Source organism: Streptomyces fodineus, assembly GCF_001735805.1.
Lineage (GTDB): Bacteria > Actinomycetota > Actinomycetes > Streptomycetales > Streptomycetaceae > Streptomyces > Streptomyces fodineus.
Map to the genome: position 1 here is coordinate 6364548 of NZ_CP017248.1, position 21511 is coordinate 6386058.

16 protein-coding genes and 1 pseudogene are annotated in these 21511 nt (G+C 70.1%); 9 read left to right on the forward strand and 8 right to left on the reverse strand.

Going from position 1 to position 21511, the window contains the following annotated elements:
- Window positions 1-88: 88 nt before the first annotated feature.
- From BFF78_RS27250 to BFF78_RS27260, 3 genes are all read left to right on the forward strand, one after another.
- Complete coding sequence (locus BFF78_RS27250) at window positions 89-766, forward strand: class I SAM-dependent methyltransferase (protein WP_069780814.1); 678 nt, start codon at window positions 89-91, stop codon at window positions 764-766.
- 193 nt (window positions 767-959) lie between these two features.
- Window positions 960-1637 carry an SDR family NAD(P)-dependent oxidoreductase gene (locus BFF78_RS27255; RefSeq protein WP_159033066.1) on the forward strand — a complete coding sequence of 226 codons (678 nt, stop codon included), beginning with the start codon at window positions 960-962 and terminating at the stop codon, window positions 1635-1637.
- Window positions 1638-1797: 160 nt separating this feature from the next.
- The gene (locus BFF78_RS27260; protein ID WP_159033067.1) at window positions 1798-3534 is read left to right on the forward strand and encodes an amino acid adenylation domain-containing protein; all 1737 of its coding nucleotides are present in this window, start codon (window positions 1798-1800) and stop codon (window positions 3532-3534) included.
- Window positions 3535-3782: 248 nt separating this feature from the next.
- Here the strand turns inward: BFF78_RS27260 and BFF78_RS27265 are convergent, their stop codons facing one another.
- Both BFF78_RS27265 and BFF78_RS27270 read right to left on the reverse strand, forming a co-directional pair.
- Entirely contained in the window at window positions 3783-4532 is a 750-nt protein-coding gene (locus BFF78_RS27265) for a dienelactone hydrolase family protein (protein ID WP_069780816.1), read from the reverse strand.
- A gap of 15 nt (window positions 4533-4547) precedes the next feature.
- Window positions 4548-6170: an FAD-dependent monooxygenase gene (locus tag BFF78_RS27270; RefSeq protein WP_099054941.1), complete on the reverse strand. Its 1623-nt coding sequence runs from the start codon at window positions 6168-6170 to the stop codon at window positions 4548-4550.
- A 67-nt stretch (window positions 6171-6237) separates the two neighbouring features.
- Between BFF78_RS27270 and BFF78_RS27275 the strand changes: the two genes are divergently transcribed.
- From BFF78_RS27275 to BFF78_RS27295, 5 genes and pseudogenes are all read left to right on the forward strand, one after another.
- Window positions 6238-7260 (forward strand): NADPH:quinone reductase, encoded by a 1023-nt coding sequence (locus tag BFF78_RS27275; RefSeq protein ID WP_069780818.1) that lies wholly within the window; start codon window positions 6238-6240, stop codon window positions 7258-7260.
- A gap of 96 nt (window positions 7261-7356) precedes the next feature.
- Entirely contained in the window at window positions 7357-8607 is a 1251-nt protein-coding gene (locus BFF78_RS27280; RefSeq protein ID WP_069780819.1) for a cytochrome P450, read from the forward strand.
- A 104-nt stretch (window positions 8608-8711) separates the two neighbouring features.
- On the forward strand, window positions 8712-10313 hold the full coding sequence (locus BFF78_RS27285; protein ID WP_069780820.1) for an ANL family adenylate-forming protein: 1602 nt from the start codon (window positions 8712-8714) through the stop codon (window positions 10311-10313).
- Window positions 10314-10381: 68 nt separating this feature from the next.
- On the forward strand, window positions 10382-12031 hold the full coding sequence (locus tag BFF78_RS27290; protein ID WP_079161499.1) for an AMP-binding protein: 1650 nt from the start codon (window positions 10382-10384) through the stop codon (window positions 12029-12031).
- A gap of 176 nt (window positions 12032-12207) precedes the next feature.
- A pseudogene (locus BFF78_RS27295) lies at window positions 12208-13739 on the forward strand (acyl-CoA carboxylase subunit beta).
- A 128-nt stretch (window positions 13740-13867) separates the two neighbouring features.
- Here the strand turns inward: BFF78_RS27295 and BFF78_RS27300 are convergent.
- From BFF78_RS27300 to BFF78_RS27315, 4 genes are all read right to left on the reverse strand, one after another.
- Window positions 13868-15076 (reverse strand): cytochrome P450, encoded by a 1209-nt coding sequence (locus tag BFF78_RS27300; protein ID WP_227025940.1) that lies wholly within the window; start codon window positions 15074-15076, stop codon window positions 13868-13870.
- Window positions 15077-15282: 206 nt separating this feature from the next.
- Window positions 15283-15969: a class I SAM-dependent methyltransferase gene (locus tag BFF78_RS27305; protein WP_227025941.1), complete on the reverse strand. Its 687-nt coding sequence runs from the start codon at window positions 15967-15969 to the stop codon at window positions 15283-15285.
- A 273-nt stretch (window positions 15970-16242) separates the two neighbouring features.
- Window positions 16243-17001, reverse strand: coding sequence for an alpha/beta hydrolase family protein (locus BFF78_RS27310; RefSeq protein WP_069780823.1), 759 nt, complete (start codon window positions 16999-17001; stop codon window positions 16243-16245).
- Window positions 17002-17225: 224 nt separating this feature from the next.
- Complete coding sequence (locus tag BFF78_RS27315; protein ID WP_227025942.1) at window positions 17226-18719, reverse strand: MDR family MFS transporter; 1494 nt, start codon at window positions 18717-18719, stop codon at window positions 17226-17228.
- A gap of 415 nt (window positions 18720-19134) precedes the next feature.
- Between BFF78_RS27315 and BFF78_RS49395 the strand changes: the two genes are divergently transcribed.
- The gene (locus BFF78_RS49395; RefSeq protein ID WP_257786880.1) at window positions 19135-19260 is read left to right on the forward strand and encodes a hypothetical protein; all 126 of its coding nucleotides are present in this window, start codon (window positions 19135-19137) and stop codon (window positions 19258-19260) included.
- Window positions 19261-19271: 11 nt separating this feature from the next.
- On the opposite strand, the gene BFF78_RS27320 is transcribed toward BFF78_RS49395, so the two are convergent.
- Window positions 19272-20513: an MFS transporter gene (locus BFF78_RS27320; RefSeq protein ID WP_069780824.1), complete on the reverse strand. Its 1242-nt coding sequence runs from the start codon at window positions 20511-20513 to the stop codon at window positions 19272-19274.
- 357 nt (window positions 20514-20870) lie between these two features.
- Window positions 20871-21395, reverse strand: coding sequence for a hypothetical protein (locus BFF78_RS47430; RefSeq protein ID WP_069780825.1), 525 nt, complete (start codon window positions 21393-21395; stop codon window positions 20871-20873).
- Window positions 21396-21511 lie beyond the last annotated feature (116 nt).

Below are 21511 nucleotides of genomic sequence, written 5' to 3' on the forward strand. Positions count from 1 at the left end.
CGACAACCGGGCCTGGAGGGCGTTACTGCGGTCGCACACCAATCTCTACGCCGGCACGGCAGGCGTACTACCGGGAATGACGGTGGGCATGACGCAAAATCTGAAATCGCTGTTGGACTACTACGAGACCCCGCGCTCCGACGGTGAGACGATCTACGGCATCTGGGAACGCGGGGAAGCCTTCAATGATTCGGTGACCCCCTCCACCTATGTACCCGAATACCGCACGCACGTCCTGCTGAAGTTCCTTTCGCTCATACCGGAAGGCAGCAGGATCTTCTCCTTCGGATGCGGTAACGCGGCCGTCGAAGGGGCACTGGTGGAGCACGGCCGGCACGTCAGTGCCATCGACGTGTGTCCCGAAGCGGTCGAACTGGCCTGCAAGAAGGGAGTCGACGCGACCGCGGCCGACTACTTCGCCATCTCCCCCGACGACGTCGCCGGCTTCGACGCGATCTACGCCGACGGGTTCCTCGGCCACCTCTTCGACAGCGTGGAGGAGGTCGGCCCCATCCTGCAGAAACTCAAGGAACTGGACCTGAAGTCCGGCACCGTCCTGCTGTTCTCGAACGACGCACCGCCCGAGCGGGACGCATCGTTCACCGCGCACGAGCGGGTCGACAACTTCTGGTACCTCTCCAAGGACTACCTGGCGACGCGCCTGGCCGACGCCGGCTTCGAGCTTCTGGAGTCCTACTACTTCCCCTACGCCCGCCCCCTCAGCGGTCTGCGCAATCGCACCATCTGCGTGGCACGGGTTCCCTGACGCACGCCCAGGAACCGCAGATCAACCACCAGAGCGAGTGATGTGCCGGGCAAAGGCCCGTCACTAGCGTGCGAGACGCAGGTCAGCGTCGCATCCACCGTGACGCTGTCGGACCGCCATGAGAGATACGTGATGCACAGTGCACCCGCCGGGTTCTGACACGACATCCCCGAGCGCACGCCGCGTTGCGGTGGTGAGCGGCGGCAGTTCCACCACTGGAGCCGAGGTCGCGATCCGACTCGCGGAACTGGGCATGGACGTGGCGATCCTCGATCCCGCGGCCGAGGCCTGCGCGGGCGTCGTCGGCCGGATCGAGGACCGGGGCGGACGGGCGATGGCGATCGCGGCCGACGCCGCTGATCGCGGGGCGGTCGAGTCGGCGCTTGCCCGCGTGACCTCCGCATGGTGCGAGCCGAGTGTGCTGGTCAACGCCGTGGACGCCACCGGCGGGGAGCGGCTGTGCGACATGTCGGATGCGCGGTGGGAGGCAGCGACGGTACGCCCGCTCCGCGGGGTCTTCGCCGCCAGCCGGCTGCTGGCCGACTCGATGTCCGAGGCGGGCTGGGGCCGCGTCGTCACCATCGCGCCCCCACTGGCCGACGGAGCGGAACACTCGACGCTGCGCGCGGGACTGGAAGGCTTCACCAGAACGATCGCCTTGGAGCTCGAAGCCTTCGGCGTCACCGCCAACCTGATCGCACCGAGACGACCACAGGTCGGCCTGCACTCCGGCGGGGCATCGGACGAACTCCCGGGCGGCGCTGCCCGATACGCACGGGCCGTTGCCGATGCGGTGTCCGCGCTGCTGGGCGCGGCGGCGGCAGCGGTCACCGGGCAGATCGTGTACGTCGGCGCGGATGCGACTGACTGAAGAAGTGAGCGAGAACCGGGTCGAGGGATTGACGATGCCTGAAAACGAACACCATGACCACCGGAGACGCGAGCGCCGTACGCTCGCTGCCGATCGACCGGAGGCCAACGAAATCATGATGCCGGATGCGCCGAACCGCCCCGTTGCCAACCTGGCTCGGATGTTCGAGCGGCAGGTCGCGTCCAACGCCGGCGGGGAGTCGCTGAACCTGGACGGCGTCGCGCTCTCCTACCACGAGGTCAACCGGCGGGCCAACCGGCTGGCGAGGCTGCTGGCCCGGCGTGGGGCAGGTCCGGAGAAGATCGTCGCGCTGGCCTTCCCGCGCTCGGCCGAGATGGTCGTCGCCGTGCTGGCCGTGGCGAAGACGGGCGCGGCGTTCCTGCCCGTGGACCCCGAATATCCCGCCGACCGCGTCGAGTTCATGCTCAGCGACGCGCGGCCCCTGCTGGTCCTCACCGACCAGGCGGCCGCAGGCCGGCTGCCCGGCGGGCCCGACCGGATCGCCGTGGACGATCCGGCGGTGGTGGCGGAGGTGGCGCAGTACTCCGAGGACGACCTCGACGTAGTCACCGTGTCTCCCGACGCGCTCGCGTACGTCATCTACACCTCGGGATCGACCGGGCGTCCCAAGGGCGTCGCGGTCACGCACCGCGGGCTCGCCAACCTGGCCGTGGCCAAGGCCGAACGGCTGGCGCTGAACCGGCACAGCCGGGTGCTGCAGTTCGCCTCCCCGAGTTTCGACGCGTTCATCACCGAGCTGACGGCGACCTTCGAAAGCGGCGCGACGCTGGTGATCCCCCCGCAGGCCACGCTGGTGGGCCCGGTGCTGGAGGAGGTCATCGCCGAACGGGGCGTCACCCACGTCGTCCTGCCGCCCGTGGCCGCCGCCAGCATGTCGCCCGCCGCGGTGCCGGGGCTGGAGTGCCTCGTCGTGGCGGGCGAGGCCTGCTCGGGCGACCTGGTCGCCCGGTGGGCCACCGCGGCCCGCATGATCAACGCCTACGGTCCGACCGAGGCGACGGTGTGTGCCACCATGACCCAGCCGCTGACCGGCGGCGCGACACCGCCGATCGGCAGTGCGATCAACGGCGTGACCTGTTACGTCCTCGACGACAGCCTGCGGATGACGGCTCCCGGAGTGCGCGGGGAACTGTACCTGGCGGGTGAGGGCCTCGCCCGCGGCTATCTCGGCCGGAGCGCGCTGACGGCGTCGCGTTTCGTCGCGGATCCGTTCGCGGCGGACGGATCCCGGATGTACCGCACGGGAGACCTGGTCTCGATGCGCGAGGACGGTGCCCTGGACTTCCATGGGCGCACCGATGACCAGATCAAGCTCCGCGGGTTCCGCATCGAACTGGGCGAAGTGGAATCGGCGGTGGTCAGCCATCCCTCGGTCGACCAGGCGGTCGCCGTGGTCCGGGAGGACGCCCCCGATGCCCGCCGGATCGTCGCCTACGTGCTTCCGGCGGCCGGTGCCGCGCCCACGGCAAGGGAACTCCGGGAGCACGCGGCCGGCTTCCTCCCGGCGCACATGGTGCCCGCTGCCTTCGTGCCGATGGATGCCTTCCCGCTGACGCCGAGCGGAAAGCTCGACCGCGCGGCGCTGCCGGCCCCGGCCGAGGGCCCCGCGCCGGCCGGCCGTGCGCCCGGCAATGCCGAGGAGGAGCTCTTCTGCGCGATCTTCTCGGAAATGTTCGAAGGTGCCGAGGTGACCGCGGAGAGCAACTTCTTCGAGCTCGGCGGTGACAGCATGCTCGCGGTGACGGTCATCCGGAAGGCGCGGCGGGCAGGCCTGTCGATCTCACCGCGGTCGATCATCGAGCAGCCGACCGTCGAGGCCCTGGCCGCGATCGCACGGCAGAACAAGGAGAAGGCACAGCTGTCAGCGCCGGCGTAGGCCGGTTCATGGATGCCGCGAGCGTGCGGCGCCAGGCTGCCGAGGGGCGGTGGAGACGGTGCTCGATCGATTCGAGACCGTCACCACCGCCCCTTGTTCTTCCCCCCCAGCGCCCGCGACCGGTGCCCGGAGGGACGATCGGTGACGGGGCTCGTACGCGCATGACGCTCTGTCGGGAAACGCAAAAAGCGGTATCGGCCGGCCGGACTGGTCGCCGGACGGCCGATACCGCATTTACCGCAGGCCGGTTACGTGCCGGCCTGGCCGAGATGCCGGGCGAAGAACCGCGCGGTGCTGTCGGCCTCGAACTCGGGCACCTGGTGATGCCCGCCCGCATTGGCGTGCAGCGTCTTTTCCTTCGAGGCGAAGGCATCGAACAGCGCGAGACCGTCCTGGCGGTCGATGTCCGTGTCGTGCCACTGGAGCAGCAGCTGGATCGGGGCGGTGACCCGCCCCGCCGCCTCGAGCAGGGACTCGCTGCTGAAGAAGCAACGGAACACCCCGGCGGTGATCCTGGGATCGACCGCCATCAGCCGTACCCCGATCGCGGTGCTCAGCATCGCGCCGGAGTAGCCGACCGGATGGGCGGTTCCGATCTCCGGCAGTTCCTGGAGGGCGTCCAGGGCCATCTGCCACTCCGGCACGGCACGCTCCGCCAGTTCAGCGCTGTACCGGACGACGACCGGGCCGATCGACTCGCCGACCGCCCGCGCCTGCTGCAGGTCGGACCAGTGGTAGTAGTCCGCTGCCGTCGGCGGCCGGTCGCCGTGTCCCGGCAGGTCGATGGCGGCGACGCTGAAGCCGAGCGTGGTCACCAACGGGCGGGCGCGGGCCAGAACCCCGGGTGACTTCTTGTCCTGCCCGCCACCATGACCCATCAGCACCAGAGGCGTGTGTTCCGGGGCGGATGCGGGCGACCAGAGCACCCCGGTCACCTCACCCACAGTGAAGTCGCGTTCGACGACACCGTTCGAGGATGTCTCCGCGGTGAAATGCATGGGTCGTTGCCTTCCTTACGCGACGGCGCGCTTGATGATGTCCACAAGAGTGGACGGTGACAGCTCCTGGTCCGAGCGGGCCAGGACGTGCTGGTCGGGGCGGACGAGCAGCGCGCCGCCCTCGGGAAGGCCGGCCTCGATGCGCCAGGCGTCGGGGGTCTCCGTGTCGGCGGTGTCGATGTGGTGGACGCGGATGTCCAGGCCGGTCGCGGCCCGCGCATCGGCCACGGCGGTCCGCCAGCCGTCGGTGTCGGTGTCGGAATCGGTCAGGACGGTGAAACCGGGACCGCAGACGTCCAGGGTGGACAGCCGGCGCTCGCCGGTGGTCAGCCAGATGTGCGGGACGCGCGTGCCGGTCTGGCCCGACAGCGTTTCCACGTGGAGTTGCTCGGGTGCGCCGTACCGGTAGCGGGTCATCGTCGGCTCCATGCCGATCAGACTCGCCAGGGAAGCCGCGTTTTCCGGGGTCTCCACGCCGAAGCGAGCGTGGAAGTCGTTCATCACCGCGGACTGTTCCGCCGCGATCATGGCACGCTGACGGCGTTCGGCCGCGTACGTGTCCAGCAGTCCGTCACCGGCCCGGCCGGCCAGCACGGCGGCCAGCTTCCAGGTGAGGTTGTGCACGTCGGCCAGGCCGAGGTTCGGTGCGTAACCGCCCCACGGCGGCTGGCGGTGCGCCGCCTCGCCCGCGAGCAGGACCCGCCCGCGCCGGTATTCGTCGGCGACCCACGAACCCGTGTCCCAGGCCTCGTGCTTCAGCAGCTCCACCTCGACGTCGTCCGCGCCGACGGCGGTGCGGACGAGCTCGACGCAGCGCTCGGCGGGATAGTCGGCGAAGGTTTCCCGCGCCGGGTCGTATTCGATGTACAGCGACCATTCGTCGATGAAGTTCGTCGACGCCATCAGTCCCTGCACGGGGCCGCCCACGAGCCGGCACTGGCTGAAGGTGCGCTCGCTGGACCCTCCGGTGAGGTCGGCGCGGAAGTAGGTGCTGATGTAGTGCTGGCTCGCGGGCAGTTCCCACCCGCTGGTGCCGAAGGCCTTCCGCACCGGCTCGTTCCGGCCGTCGACGACGATCAGGTAGTCCGCGCGCACGGTGGTGGTGCCGCCGGGACCCGTGAGGGTCGCGACAACGCCGTCCGCGTCTTCGGTGAAGTCGGTGAGATCGGTCTGGAAGCGCAGGTCACCACCCCGCTCACGAGCGATGTCCACCAAGAGCTGCTCGGCTTCCTCCTGGGGCGCGAACAGGAACTTCACCGGACTGAGCTCGTCCCCCCGGTAACCGCGAGGGGCGACCTCCATCACCTCCGATGCCATCATGGTGGGTCCGATGCGCACACCGAGCGCGCCCTGCTTCCGCGAGGTGAACGCGAGCGCCACCTCCGCCATGCGCTCCTCGATACCGAGTTGGCGCAGAATCTCCACGGTGCGCTTGTGTACGACGCGGGCCTTGGGCCGCACCGAAAGGCCGTTGTCCTTGTCGACGAGAACGAAATCGACACCGTGGTACTGGAGCATCAGCGCGGCCGAGATACCGGGCATCCCGCCGCCGACGATCAGTACCGGAACGTTGGTGTGAGGTGAAGAGTCCTGTGCGTTCATAAAATCATGCTCGCGTAGCGGAGCAGCACGGCCCATCCCTCACCCTGACAGCTAAGGGCCGGGGCCCTTTGTCGAGAGGGTAATGGTGGTTAGCCTCGCCGATATGAAGGCGATAGTTTATTCGTCGGTCGGTGACTGCGACGTCCTTGAATTCGTCGAACGGGAAGTGCCCGAGCCTGCACCCGGCGAGGTCCGGGTCAAAGTGCTCATTTCAGGGGTGAATCCGACCGACTGGAAGGCCCGTCAGTTCGGCCATGCGGGCGGCGCGTTGATGTTCCCCGAAGTGATCCCGCACCACGACGGCAGCGGGGTGATCGATGCCGTCGGACCCGGCGTCGACCCGTCGCGGGTCGGGCAGCGGGTGTGGATCTGGGAGGCGGGGTGGCGCCGTGCCCACGGCACGGCCGCGGAATACGTGGTGCTCCCCGCGCGCCAGGCCGTCCCGCTGCCCGAGAGCGTCTCGTTCGAGGTCGGCGCGAGCCTCGGTCTGCGGACGATCGCCGCGCACCGCTGCCTGATGGCCGTGCAGAACGGCCCCGACCGGCTCGGTCCCGGCGCCCTGGAGGGGCGCACCGTCCTCGTCGCCGGCGGCGCGGGTGCGGTCGGACACGCCGCGATCCAGCTCGGGAACTGGTGCGGCGCGACCGTGATCGCGACGGTGAGCGGCGAGGAGAAGGCCGAGCTGGCTCGTGCGGCGGGCGCGGCGCACACCGTCGACTACCGGTCGGGGAAGGCGGCGGAGGAGATCCGCGGTGTCGCCCCCGGCGGTGTGGATCTGATCGTCGAGGTGGCCGCGTCCGCGAACGTGGCCACCGATCTGGACGTCCTCGCCCCGAACGGCACGGTCGCCGCCTACGGCACCGAGATGGACGCCCGGCTGACGTTGCCGATCCCGCCGGTGATCGGACGCAACCTGCGCTACCAGTTCGTACTGGCGTTGACCCTTCCGCCTGCCGACAAGGATCTCGCCGTCGCGGACGTCGCCGCTGCTGTGGCGGCGGGAGCACTCGACGTCGGCGAGGAGGCCGGGCTGCCGCTGCGGCGGTTCCCCCTGTGGCGCACCGGCGAGGCGCAGGACGCGGTCAGGTCCGGGGTCGTGGGCAAGGTCCTGGTCGACATCGGTTGAGCCGGCCGACTGTACGAGTGAGGGATGTGCCGCCGGCCGGCGCCCTCCTAGCCTGCCGGACACAGCCCGGGAACCGAACTGACGAGGAGACGAACGATGACTGTGCCGGTGGACGCCGAAGACCTGGTGCGCCTGGTGACGGCGCCCGGCACGAGCGGCGAACCGTTCGCCCACTACCGGCAGCTCCGGGACCTGTCCGGTGTCTACCGCAGCGAGCGCCTGGGGATGACGCTGGTGACCGGGCAGGCCGAATGCCAGCGGGTGCTCGGTGACAAGGAGACGTTCCGGGTCATCGACGCCGCGTGGATGGAGGCGAAGATGCCCGGCTGGAAGCCGTCCGCCAGTCAGGAGCAGTTCTTCTCCTCGCTGTTCTTCCGCAATCCGCCCGAACACACCCGGCTGCGTGCCCAGCTCTCGCGAGGCTTCTCCAGCCGGCAGCTGCGCCAGCTCGGCCCCATGGTGGAGCACGAGGCCCGGGTCGTGTTCGACCGCCTGCTGGGCACACCGTCCGGCGAAGCCGTCGACTTCCAGGAACTGGTCTCCGAACCGTTGAGCATGGCCGCGCTCGGTGGCCTGCTCGGCATTCCGGCGGCCGAACAACCCCGGTGCTGGACCCTGCTGAACGAGGCGCTGCCCCAGCCCGACCCGACGGCGGACGACGCGACCCGCCAGGCCGTCCAACAGCGGGCGGACCGGGCGGCGTTGGCGATGTCCGAGTACTTCGAGAAGCTCGTGGCCGCCAAACGGGCCGACCCCGCCGACGACCTCATCAGCGCCTACCTGGCCGAGCAGTCCGACGACCCGGACCGGCTGTCCGACAGTGAGCTGGCGCTGGCGCTGCTGCCCATCTTCGGTGCGGGAGTCGCGGCGCTGAGCGCCACGCTCGGCAACGCCGTGCACACCCTGCTGTCCCACCCGGACACCCTGGAGCGCGTGCGGAGCGGTGACTTCTCGGCGGACCGGGCGGTGGCGGAGATCTTCCGCTACTGCGGCGGATACCACGTCACCCGCCGTTACACGGCCCAGGACGTCGAACTGGGTGGGGTCGCGCTGTCCGCGGGGTCGGTGCTGGTGCTGCTCCTGGCCGCGGCGAACCGCGATCCGAAGGCGTTCCACGAGCCGGAGACCTTCGACATCGACCGGACCGGGGCCGGCTCGCTCGCGTTCAGCGCGGGCATCCACCACTGCCTCGGAGCCGCGTTGTCGAAGCTGGTCGCCGAGGCGGTCTGCCGGGAACTGCGCCGGGTGCCGCGGCTGCGCTCGGCCGGGGACCCCAAGTGGCGGCCGGACATGCTGTTCTTCGGCCCCGAGCGGCTGCCGGTGGCGATCGGCGGACAGGACCGTTAGGGCCCGGAAGACGTCTTTCCGGCCGCCCTCGACATGCCGCCCCGTCCGCCGCGGGATGCGCACGATTCCCCCATCCATCCGAACGAAGAAGAAGACGCCGGACTATGACCACGACGCATGAGCACTATGTCCAGCAGCTGCTGACCCGGTTCGACGCCGATCCGGACCGTCCCGCGATAGTCAGCCGTGGTGTCACCCTCACCGCCGGTCAGGCGGCGGCCGCAACCCGCCGCGCGGGCGCGGCGATGAGCGCGCAGGGGATCACGCGGGGCGCCGTGGTCGCCATCCTGACCCAGCCGAACACCGCGGCCACGCTGATCCTGCGCTGGGCGGCCAATCTGGTGGGCGCCACCGCCGCGCACGTGCGCGGCATCAACGCGGTCACCCCGGACGACGAGCTGCGGCTGGAGCTGCAGCGTGCCGTCGTCGCCGACCTGGGCGCCGACCTGCTCGCGGTCGACACCGCCAACCTGCCACGGGCGCGCGCCCTGCTGGCGGACATGGCCACCCGGCCGGCCCTCGCCGCGCTGGGCGACGCCGGGCCGGACGCCGTCGACCTCACCGCCGGCACCGCCGCCGACGTCACGGTGTGCCCGGACCTCACCGACGACGACCTCGCGGTGATCACCCTGACCAGCGGGTCGGGCGGCGACCCGAAGGGTGTCTGCTGGAGCTTCGGGGTCAAGAACGAGATGATCAGGTCGGCCGGGAGCCGCAGCGGCGAGTCGACCTTCCTGATCACCGCGCCGTTGACGCATTCGAGCGGATTCGGTGCGGACGACACGCTCATGACCGGCGGCCGCGTGGTCCTCCGCGACGGTTTCGACGCCCGGGGTGTGCTGCGGGACATCGCCGAACACCGCGTCACGCGGGTCATGCTCGGCGCCCCGCAGGTGTATGCGCTGGCCACGCACCCCGACCGGCCGGCCGCCGACGTGTCCAGCCTGCGCGAGCTCATCTACGGCGGCAGCCCCGCCGCGCCCAGCCGGCTGCGCGAGGCCTTCGAGGTCTTCGGCCCGATTCTGATCCAGGTGTACGGCTCCACCGAGACCGGTGTGATCAGCATGCTGCTTCCGGACGACCACAAGGACATCGGCCGGTGTGCCACGGTCGGCCGTCCCCTGGCCCCCTCCCGGCTGAGCGTCAGGAACCCCGAAAACGGCGGCGAGGTGCCGAGCGGCGAGACGGGTGAGGTGTGGAGCGCCCCCGCGTGGCTGACGTCCGGCTACTGGCACGCCCCGGAACTGACCGCGCGGACCATCCAGGACGGCTGGGTACGCACCGGCGACCTCGGGCGCCTCGACGAGGGCGGGTACCTCCACCTCAGCGGCCGGATGTCGGACGTGATGAAGGTCAAGGGCATCAGGATCCACCCGGAGGACGTCGAACGGGTCCTCAGCGAGGCTCCCGGTGTGTCCCAGGCGGCGGTGTGCGGCGTGGAGAACGCGGACCGGGTGGAGCAGATCTACGCGGTGGCCGTCGCCCTGCCCGGCGCCGACGTCGACTCCGAGACGCTGCGCCGCCACGTGTCCGAGGTGCTCTCGGACAACCACGTCCCGTCCGTGATCGACCTCTGGCCGCAGCTGCCGATGGTCGGCACCGGCAAGCCCGACCGCGCTTGGCTGCGGGCCCGGGCCCGCGCGGCGCTGGGCCTGGACGACGCCCGTACGTCGAAGGAAACAGCCCCGATCCTCCAAGGCAGTTGAGTACCAGGACCTGGTCTGCCAGCAGTGACGACCGCCCGGCTCGCTCCCCGACCACCTTGGAGATTCCCGTGAACCGTACCGCCATCCGGCACGTCGACCACATCCCCGCAAGCCAGCGCCGCGCCTGGGCCGCCGCGGGCCACTACCCGGACCGGGACCTGTACTCCCAGTTCCGCAGCCGCGTCGACCGCGATCCCGCGGCGCCCGCCGTGATCGACGCCGACGGCACGTTCGGCTACGGCGAACTCGACGACCTGACCCGGCGCCTGGCCGCCGGTCTGGCCCGCCTGGGGATAGGCGAGGGCGAGGTGGTGGCCGTACAACTGCCCAACGGCCGCCTGGCCTGCGCGGTCGAGCTCGCCGTGGCCGCACTCGGGGCCATCGCGCTGCCCTTCCCGGTCGGACGCGGCGAGCGGGAGGCGGAGAACCTGCTGCGCCGGTCCGAGGCCGTCGCCGTCATCACGGTCGCCGAACACCACGGCCATCCCTGTGCGGCCCGGGTCCGCGAGCACTCGGCCACCTTGCCCGGCCTGCGTGCCGTCATCGCCGTCGGCGCCGAGGTGCAGGGATGCGTGCCGATCGACGCGCTGCTCGCCTCCGACGCCCGCGAATTCGTCCACCACGCGGCGGACCCCGACGCGCCGGCCCGGATCCTGGTCACCTCCGGGTCCGAGGCGGAACCGAAGATGGTCCTGTACTCGCACAACGCCCTGTCCGGTGGCCGCGGCGCCCAGATGGCAGCCCTGCACGAGGATCCCGGCGCCATGCGCAACTTCTTCCTCATGCCACTGGGCTCGGCCTTCGGCTCCAGCGGCACCCCGGTCACCCTCGCGGCCTTCGGCGCGACACTCGTCGTACGGCCCGCCTTCGACCCCGCCGGCACCCTCGCCATGGTCGAGGCCGCCCGGGTCACGCACCTGTTCGGCGTGCCCACGATGCTGCGCATGCTGCTGGACTGCCCGGCGATCCACGACACCGACCTCAGCAGCCTGCGGGCCGTCGTGATCGGGGGCGCCGCGCTGGACCCCGACACCGCCCGCCGCGCCGGTGAGATCCTGAAGTGCGCGGTGGTGCCCATTTACGGCTCGGCCGACGGAGTCGGGTGTCACAACGGCCTCACGGGTTTCGACGGCACCATCGGCCGCCCCAACCCCGCCGTGGCGGACATCCGGGTGGTGGACGAAAACGGGATCCCGGTGCCGCCCGGCACCACCGGCGAGCTGGTCTCGCGGGGCCCGATGTCGCCGATGTGCTACTTCAACTCCCCGGAGCTGGACCGCAGACTGCGCACCCCCGACGGCTGGACCCGCACCGGCGACCTCGGCGTGTTCGACGAGCAGGGCCGTCTCACCCTCGTGGGCCGGTGCAAGGATGTGGTCATCCGGGGCGGCCTCAACATCAGTCCGGCGGAGGTGGAGTCGGTGCTGATCACACACCCGGACATCCGCGACGTGGCCTGTGTGCCGGTGCCCGACCCGCACTACGGCGAGCGCATGTGCGCCTGCGTGGCCACATCGGCGGAGCTGACCCTGACCGAGCTGACCCGGCACCTCGCGTCCTGCGGGATGGAGCCGCGGAAGTTCCCGGAACGGCTGCTCGTGCTGCCGGCCCTGCCGCTGGGTCCCGCCGGGAAGGTCGACCGGCGGGCGCTGCGCGTGCAAGCGGCCGCGAGCCTGGCCGGCGACGGCCTGCGCCCGCCGCGGGACTTGACTGCGTGACCGTCCGAAGCCGAGCAGAGCGCCACGAACTTGAAAGGGGGGAAGGGGCGACGGCGCACCGTGCCCCGCGACCCATGACCACTGTCAGCGAACCCGTTGCTCGCCTCTCGGGCGCCGGCACAGTACCTCCGGGCCCGCACACGACGGCGGAGAAGCTGGCGGACCTGCACCAACGCATGGACAGCGCCGTGCAGCCGGGGAGCGCGGCCGCGGTCGCCCGGCAGCACGCGAACGGCCGCATGACGGCTCGTGAACGCATCGACGCGCTGCTCGACCCCGGGTCCTTCGAGGAACTCGACGCGCTGGTGCGGCGCCGGTGCGCCGACCCGGCGATGGCGAGCCGCCGGCCCTACGGCGACGGTGTCGTCGTGGGCACCGGGACGATCAACGGTCGCACGGTCGCCGTGTTCAGCCAGGACGCCACCGTGTTCGGCGGAGCACTCGGCGAGGCACACGGCGAGAAGATCACCAAGCTCATGGAGCTGGCGGTCAAGATCGGCTGCCCGATCGTGGGCATCAACGACGGCGCGGGTGCCCGGATCCAGGAGAGCGTGGACACGCTGGCCCTGTACGGGGGATCTTCTACCGGAATGTGCGCTGCTCCGGTGTCGTGCCGCAGATCTCGCTGGTCCTGGGACCGTGCGCCGGTGGCGGTGTGTACTCGCCCGCGCTGACCGACTTCATCGTCATGGTCGACAAGACGAGCAACATGTTCATCACCGGGCCGGACGTCATCAAGACCGTCACCGGGGAGGAGGTCAGTCTGGAGGAACTCGGCGGCGGACGCCTGCACAACGCGCGTTCCGGGGTGGCGCACTACCTGGCCACCGACGAGGACGACGCGTTCGACTACGTCAGGAACCTGCTGGACTACCTGCCGGGCAACAACCTGTCCGAGCCGAAGTCGTACCCGCCGCCGCGCCCGTCGGGACCCCTCACGGCCGACGGGCTCACACCGGCCGACCTGGAACTGGACAGGATCATCCCCGACTCGACCCACCAGGCGTACGACATGTACGAGGTGATCACCCGTGTGCTCGATGACGGGGAGTTCCTCGAGGTGCACGAGATGTTCGCGCCGAACATCATCGTCGGGTTCGGGCGGGTGGACGGCCGCAGCGTCGGGATCGTGGCCAATCAGCCCACCCACCTCGCCGGCTGCCTGGACATAGACGCCTCCACCAAGGCCGCCCGGTTCATCCGCATCTGCGATGCCTTCAACGTGCCCGTGCTGTCCTTCGTGGACGTGCCCGGCTTCCTGCCCGGTACGGACCAGGAGTGGGACGGCATCATCCGGCACGGCGCCAAACTCGTCTACGCCTACGCGGAGGCGCTGGTTCCGAAGATCACGGTCATCGTGCGCAAGGCGTACGGCGGCGCCTACGCCGCCATGGGCTCCAAACACCTCGGTGCCGACATCAACCTGGCCTGGCCGACCGCCGAGATCGAGGTGATGGGGGCGCCGAGCGCGGTCAGCGTTCTGCACCGCAAGGAACTGGCGGCCCTGCACGGCAACGAACTCCTGGAAAAGCGTGCGCAATTGGAGCGGAAATACGCGGCGACCCCCTACGCCGACGCCGAGCGCGGGTACATCGACGCGGTGATTCCGCCGTCGCACACACGCAGGCGAGTCGGGCGCGCGCTGCGGATGCTTGCGGAGAAGCGAGTGGACGCCCTGCCCAGGCGACACGGGAACATCCCGCTCTGACCCCGCGCACCGTGGACCGCGCCGTCACCGCGGCCCGCTGAACCGCACAGAGGCCGGCACCCTCCTCCCGGAGGGTGCCGGCCCAGTTCTCGTCGAGGGCATACGCGCCCGGGCGTCCGAGGCCGGACTCAGGACCAGGTAACAGGCAGTGACCCCAGGGCGTAGATGGTGGATCCGGTCCGTATCTCGATCTCCTGCGGCGGTACCGCCAGCCGAAGCCTCGGCAGCCGAGTGAACAGCTCCCGGTATCCGATCCGCATCTCGAGCCGGCCCAGCTGGGCACCGACACAGAAGTGGGCGCCGTGCCCGAACGCCAGGTGCGGGGTGTGCTCCCGGGTCACGTCCAACCGGTCGGGGTCGGCGAACTGCCGGGGGTCCCGGTTGGCCGCCGCGAGCGAGCACACCACGGTCTCGCCCGCCTTGACCAGCTGCCCACCGACCTCGAGATCCTCGGTGGCGGCCCGGAACGCGCCGAACTGCACGACCGTCAGGTACCTCATGATTTCCTCGACGGCACGATTCACCGCCTCCGGGTCGCGCCGGATCTCCGCGGCCTGCTCCGGGTGCTGCAGCAGCAGGAACGTGCCGAGTGACAGCATGCTCGCGGTGGTGTCGTGGCCGGCGAGCAGCAGCAGACGGCCCATCCCGGCGATTTCCTCGTCGGTCAGGGTCGGGTCGGCGGTCATCAACCCGCTGAGCATGTCGTCGCCGGGCTGCTTCCGCTTGCGACGCACCAGCGACAGCACGTATTCGTTGGTGGCGATGAGCGCCGCACCGATCTGCGCGGACCGCTCGGCCGTTTCGCGTGGCAGGTTGGTCTGCGGCGCTCCGCCTGTGAACCGCTGGAAGTCGCCCCGCTCGTCATAGGGCACACCGAGCAGTTCGCAGAGCATCAGCGACGGGAGCCGCCGCGCGAACGAGCCGACCAGATCGGCGCTGTCGCCCGCCCGCTGCATCTCGTCCAGCGTGTCGGTGACGTGTTCGCGGATGCGGGGTTCCAGCGCCTTCATCCGTCGTACGGTGAACTGTCCGGTCAGCAGCCCGCGGTAGCGGGTGTGGTCCGGCGGGTCCATCTGCAGGAAGAAGCCGGGCCTGGGCTTCCGCGCCGCTTCCGGGAGTATCCGGTGCGGCGAGGTGGTCTTCCGCCCGTCCGCGCTGAACCTGGAGTCCGCCAGGACGAACCGGACCAGTTCGTAGCTGGTCACCACCCAGCCCAGCGATCCGTCGGCCAGCACCATCCTGCCGATCGGTTGGTTCTCCCGCAGTATGCGGTAGTCCTCCGGCGGATCGAACGGGTTGGGTCTGTTCGTCGGCAGTGGCGCCGCTTCAATCGTCATCCGGGTCTCTTCCATGGTCGAGTTCACAGCGGGATGTCGCCGCGTCGTAAGAGGACACATATGCAAAGGGGAAGAGTGGTATGGCCCAGGCCCCTTCCACGAAGACGGCTGTCAGGGCTGTGAGCATTCTGTCGATCCACTGATCCGAAACCGCCCGATCAGAATTCGCCCGATCAGAATTCGCCCGCCCCGACAGCCGCGTACCGCTAATCAACACGTTCCGCGGTGAGCTGCCAGACCGGTGCCTTGATCCGGCCGTGCTCGTCGAGCTCCGGTTCGCTGGTCACCTCTGTCTCGGGAGCGCCGGTACCCATCTGCCGGACACCCTCGGGGGTGAGTGAGGTCTGGTACAGGGCGAGGTGGAGAGAGGTGATGTTCCACTGCCTGCCGACGGTGTCACGGAGGTTCTGCTCAGTGATCCGCTGCATGACGGGGATCGCCGCGGGTCGCTCCGCGGCGAAGCAGAACAGGTGCAGCCGTGCGCCGGGCTTGCAGGCGCGGTGCAGCGCGGCGATGTAACGCTGCTGATTCTCCTCGGTCAGGCAGTGGTAGAGCGCGCTGTCGACGACCGTGTCGAAACGGCCTTCGAAACCGTCCAGGCTGGTGACGTCGGCGACGGTGAAATCGGCCTGAACTCCCTTGGCCAGGGCCCGCTTCTGTGCCTCCTCGATGGCCCTCGGCACCGCGTCGACACCGGTGACCCGATAGCCGCGCGAAGCGAGGAAGATCGCGTTGTCGCCGAGCCCGCAGCCGGCGTCAAGTACCTCGCCGCTGATCCGGCCCGCGTCCTCGATCGCGACCAGAACCGGTTGCGGCCCGCCGATGTCCCACGGCGTGGCCCGCCCGTTCACGGGCGTGGTGAATGCCGACCAGCGCCGCGACGGAGTGCTCACATCAGTCATTGAATTCCACATCTCGTAGCAAGCTCACAGCGTCGCTGTGTATGCGGCGCCGACGTGATCGCAAGGTAATAGCGGTCAACCGCCAGGCGCATCCCTCGGCCTGACAGGGTCCGGAGCCTTTTGCGGGGCAGAACGAGATCCTGCTCCGCTTCACCGACCCGGCCGGGACACGCAATCGGCAACGACGCCGCAAATGAAATGGGAACACCAACCGCACTGCGTTTCCGGGACGCGGGCCAAGGCCGGCCACCGTACGCCGGCGCGTCAGATCGTTGACGTGGCGCCCGGGCCGAGATGCCGGAGGAAGAACCGGGCCGAGTCGTCGATCGCGAATTCGGGCACCTGGTCGTGCCAGCCGGGATAAACGTGCATCGCCTTCTCCTGCGAGGCGCAGGCGTCGAACAGGACGAGGGCGTTGTGCCGGTCGATGTCCTCGTCGTCCCAGGGGAGCAGGAACTCGACCGGAACGGTGATCTGCCTGGCCGCCTCGGTCAGGGCCTCGTACACCAGGACCCCGCCGAACGTCGCGGCCTTGATCCGGGGTTCGGCCGCCGTCAGCATCAGCCCGATCGCGGTGCCCAGTGTGATGCCGCCGTAGCCGACCGGCGCTGCCGGGCCGATCTCGGGCAGGGCCTGGAGCGCGTCCAGGGTCGCCTGCCATTCCGGCACGGCACGCTCGGCCAGTGAGGTGTTGTATTCGGTGACGATCTCGTCGATCGGATCGCCCGCGTTCCAAGCCTCCTCCAGCGCGGCGACCCACTGTTCGTCCTGTGCGTTTCGCGGCCGTTCGCCGTGTCCGGGCGCATCGATCGCCGCGACACTGAACCCGTAGTCGGTCACGTAGTGGAATGCACGGGCGAGGATGCCCCGCGATTTCTTGTGCAGGCTGCCGGAGTGCCCCATCAGGATCAGGGGCGCTCCGGCAGTGCCGTCGGTGGGCGACCAGAGCACACCGGTGACGTCGTCCAGCGTGAAGGTGCGTTCGGTGATACCGGGCGAGGAGATTTCGCTGGTGAATTGCATGGGCGTGCCGCCTTTCGTCACGGCTCGTCACGCTCGCGACGTGCCGACCCGGCCGAGATGTCCGAGGAAGAACCAGGTCGAACTCTAGGCATGCATACGGCCCTGCGGACCAGGCGTTTTTGCTGACACTTTCACGCCAGGACCCGCGGGCAGCGGTACGGGCACGACTCTCCCGTGGATCACGGCGGTTCCCGCGCCGGCCCCGACGACCGGTTCCGCCGCCCCTATTCCTGCGCCGCGGGCGCGCTCGCCGGGGCCGGGGCCGGCGCGCCGCGTTGGCGCAGCGGCACCTCGACGATGAACAGCGCGGCCACCAACGCGATCGCGCACAGCACCGCCGCCCACGTGAAGATGCTCTGCATGCCCGCGGCGACAGAGTGGAGATAGGCGTCGCGGAGCGCCGGAGGCAGCTTGCCGAGCGTCGCCGGTGCACGGTCGGCTCCGGCCGCGCCGCCGGCGACATGCGCGTTGAACAGCGCACCGAACAGGGCCACGCCGAACGATCCGCCCAGGGTCCGCAGCAGGGTGGCGCTGCCGGACGCGGCGCCCATGTCCTTCATCTCCACGCTGTTCTGAGCGATCATCATGGTCGTCTGCGCCAGGAAACCGATGCCGACGCCCACGACGGCCATGTAGACGGCCGTCGTGAGCCGGCTGGTGGTGGTGTCCATCGTGGCCAGCCCGATGCAGCCGCCCGTGAGGAAGGCGCCACCGAGGACCGGGTAGATCTTGTACCGGCCGGACCGCCTCCTGAACCGCCCGCCGATCTGCGTCACGACGAGAATGGACACCATCATCGGCAGCAGCAACTGCCCCGAGTTGGAGACCGACACGCCCTGTACGGTCTGCTGGAACAGCGGCAGGAAGGTGACGGCGCCGAACATGCCGATGCTGGCCACGACGGTCATCACCATCGCGAGCGTGAAGTTGCGGTTCGCGAAGAGCGTCAGCGGCATGATGGGCTCCGGCACCCGGGTCTGCGACCACACGAACAGCGGCAGCCCGACGACGGAGACCGCGAGCGCGGTGAGTACCTGGGGCGAGCCCCACGCGTACTGGGTCCCGCCCCAGGTCGTGACGAGCACGATCGCGACGGTGGTGGTCATCAGCAGGGCGGCGCCGACGTAGTCGACCTTCGGGTTCTTCCGCCGGGCGCTCAGATGCAGCATCGCCTGGCACCAGATCAGCATGATCGCGCCCACCGGCAGGTTCAGGTAGAACGCCCAGCGCCAGCCCAGGTGTTCGGTGATGAACCCGCCGACGATGGGGCCGCCGACGTTGGCCAGCGCCACGATCGACGCGCTCATGCCCGCGTACCTGGCGCGTTCCCGCGGCGCCACCAGCTCGCCCATGATGGCCATGGCGCCCACGCCCATCCCGCCGGCACCGAGGCCCTGCAGGACGCGGAAGGCTATGAGCTCGTTCATGGTCCCCGCGGCCCCGGACAGTCCCGAGCCGAGCAGGAAGACCGTGATCGCCGCCAGGAAGAACGCCTTACGGCCGTACAGGTCGCCGAGTTTGGCCCAGACGGGGGTGGATGCGGCCATGGCCAGGGTGTAGGCGGACACGACCCAGGACAGCTGTCTCAGGCCACCGAGTTCGCCGACGACGGTCGGCATGGCGGTGCCGACGATCACGTTGTCGAGCGTGCTGAGGAACATCGACAGCATGACTCCGAGCAGGACCCATCGCACGTTGCGGGGGGCTGCTGTGTTCAAGGCGGCCTCACTTCGATTGGAGACTTGCAGGTGGGGGGAGCTGACAGGCGGGCACACCGCCGTCAGTGGACGTACTTGGTGGCTGGGAATCGCTCGCCGGGCAAGGGCCGCGGCGCCGTGCAGGGCCGACGGATCGCCGGGGCGGGCCCCGCGGACGGGCGGAGTACGGGACGCACTCGTCCATGTGACGGTGCGCACGCGGGACTTTATCCCGCACACGACCGGCGGCAAGCCGGTTTCCTCGACATCTCCCCCCACGACGACGAGGTCCGGGTGCGGCAACTCGTCGCCCCCGGGAATCGCCACCGCGATCCGGTGGCAGACGCGGTCCACCACCCCGATCGCCCACTGCTCCACGGCGACCAGGCCGGATTGCGGCTCGCGGTGGGCGGCCTCCACGCCGCACGGCCGGCCCGTGGCCGCCCCGCCGAGGGCACGGGTGCGAGGCCCGGCCGACGACAGGCCCCCGGCCGCCCGGGATCACGGGCGGCTCGGCGGCCTGGGCGTGGACCTGGCCGAGCAGGTCACGGTGACGGTCTAAGGAATCCAGCACTAGGACTCCGAGGCCGTTTCGGACACGGGCTGTGTGCTGACCGGTGCCACGGTCCGCGTGGTGCGGCCGGTCAGGGCGAGCACGGTTGCCACGGCCAAGCCGACCATGCCGGCGGCGAGGATCTGCACCCGGTAGTCGAAGCCGGCCACCATCCCCGTGCCCAGAAGCAGGGCGAGCCCGGTGGGCGCGTACATCAAGGTGTTGGCCGTCGCCGCGACCCGGCCGAGCAACTCGGCCGGAGTTTCCCGCTGGACGGCCGTCATCGCCGCGATGACCGGCCAGGGCACACCCACACCGAGCACCAGGGTGCCGCCGAGCACGACGGGCAGCCAGGGAGTCGCACGCGCCAGCAGGCCGACAGCGAACAGCGCAAGTCCCGCCGCCGAGAAGGCACGCGCGGGCATCCGCCGCATCAGCGCACCGGCTGCCAGCCCGCCGGCCATCGACCCGAGCCCTTGAACCGGGGTGAGCACACCCGCGAAGGCCGGGGACCGGTGCAGCCCGTCGAGCATCGCGAACGTGGCCGTGGTGCTGAGGCCGGACAGCACCATGACGGTCCCGGCAGTGAGGACCAGCGAGCGCAGCACCGGGTGACGCCACAGGTAGCGGGCGCCTTCGGCCGTCTCGGTGGTCCATGCCCGCCCGGCACGGGTCCGGGGCGGGGTTTCCCGTACCAGGATCAGCCTGAAGGCAGCGGCGGCCAGGACGAATGTGACCGCGTCCAGCAAGGCCACCGCCGGCCCTCCGAACACGGTGAACAAGCCCGCCCCGGCCAGCGGAGCCAGAAGCTTCATGCTCTCGATGGCGGTGCGTACCAGGCCGTTGAAGTCGCCGCGCAGTTCGTCCGGCACGGCGGCGGCCATCAGGGCGGTCTCGGCCGCGTTCGTGAGGACCATGCCCGCGCCGATCAGGGTCAGCACGGGGAACAGCAGCCAGACTTCTTCCCGCGAACGCACAGCGAGCGGAGCGGTCATGACGACGGCCAGGGCCAGGTTGGTGGCGACGAGAAGCGGACGGCGCCGCACCCGGTCCGCCATGGTGCCGATCGCGGGTCCCGCGAAGGTCGGCAGCCACATGCAGAAGGCGACGAGCGCGGCGAGGCTGTTGGAACCGGTGAGCGTCTTCACCCAGATTCCGCCGGCCAGCAACATGGCCGAGTCGCCGAAACCCGAGACGAGTACCGCGCCCAGGTACAGGCTCGCGTTGCGGTCCCGCAAGACCTTGAGCGTGTTCCAGCCCATGCCCTCCCCCTCCCCCTCCCCCTCGCCTTCCCTTTCCTGCCCCGTGTCGCGGATGGCCCCGGGACGGAATTCTGGGAAGACGTCACGCGACAAGGTGATCGGGTTCGGCACACCATACGAAGGCCGGCTCAGGCGTCACTATCCCTCGACCTGACAGTGTGATCGCACATCGCGCGGACCCTGCCATCCATGCGGGCCTCATCCCGACGCCGGAGCAAACACGAGCCTGATCAGGTGTGTCAGGCGTTGGAGCGGAGCGGCATAGGCGGCGGGAGTTCCGCCGCTCTCAGGGGCGGATGGGGAAAGCCCCCGGGCCGTGATCCGTCCGGGGACTCTCCCGTGCGTCGAGTGGTGCTGTCACCATCGCCCGTCGTGGTCGCAGACCACCCGGAAGCTGCCCACGACGCCGTGGTGACCGGATTCGCCGTGGTCGTCGCCGTCCTCGTCGCCGTGGCCGTGGCCGTGGCCGTGGGGCACCACGCCGAAGGTCTCGCTGCGGGGTCCCACGACGGCCACCGGAGGGCCACCGTCGCAGTTGAAGCCCCGGAAGACCTCGACGGTTCTCCGGCTTTCATTGAGGACGTTGAAGCTCTTCGCGCCCAGTCCGCTGGCCGCGGTGATGCACCCCTCGATGAAGCCGGGGTAGGAACGTTCGTTGACGAAGATCCTTCCACCTCGCTTGTGGCCGTGACCGCGTCCATGGCTGCCGTCACGTCCGCCGCCGTCGCGTCCACGGCCGCCGTCACGTCCGCCGTCGCCGTCACGTCCGCCGTCGCCGTCACGTCCGCCGTCGCCGTCACGTCCCCCGTCGTCATCGCGTCCACCGCCGTCGCGGCCTCGGTTTCCGTCTCCGCCGCTGTCCTTGGCGCCCGAAGGAGCCATGGCAGCAGGGGCAGCAGCGGCAGGAGCGGCAGGAGCGGCAGGAACTGTGGGTGCGGCGTGATGCCCAGGCTGGGCGGCGTGGTGGGCCGGTCGGGCAGGGTGGTGGAGCGGCTGGG